Below are 251 nucleotides of genomic sequence, written 5' to 3' on the forward strand. Positions count from 1 at the left end.
GACGGGCTCCTGCTCACCCTGTTTCTCGCGATCGTCGTGATCTACGCCGCGCTGCTCCTCACCCCGGGCGACCCCATCGCGGCACTCGCGGGCGGGGCGAAGCCGACCCCCGACCTGGTCGCGCAGATCCGTGCGGAGTACCACCTCGACGACCCGATCTGGTCGCGCTACCTCCAGTGGCTGGGCGGGGTGTTCTCTGGCGACTTCGGGCGATCCTTCGTCTACAAGACCGATGTGCTCACGCTCATCGC

1 pseudogene is annotated in these 251 nt (G+C 68.1%); it reads left to right on the top strand.

The features are described 5' to 3' along the window. Positions 1-251 (top strand): annotated as a pseudogene (locus AMS65_RS19890) (ABC transporter permease); the annotation flags it as partial.

Source organism: Leucobacter celer subsp. astrifaciens (genome assembly GCF_001273835.1).
GTDB classification, from domain to species: domain Bacteria; phylum Actinomycetota; class Actinomycetes; order Actinomycetales; family Microbacteriaceae; genus Leucobacter; species Leucobacter celer.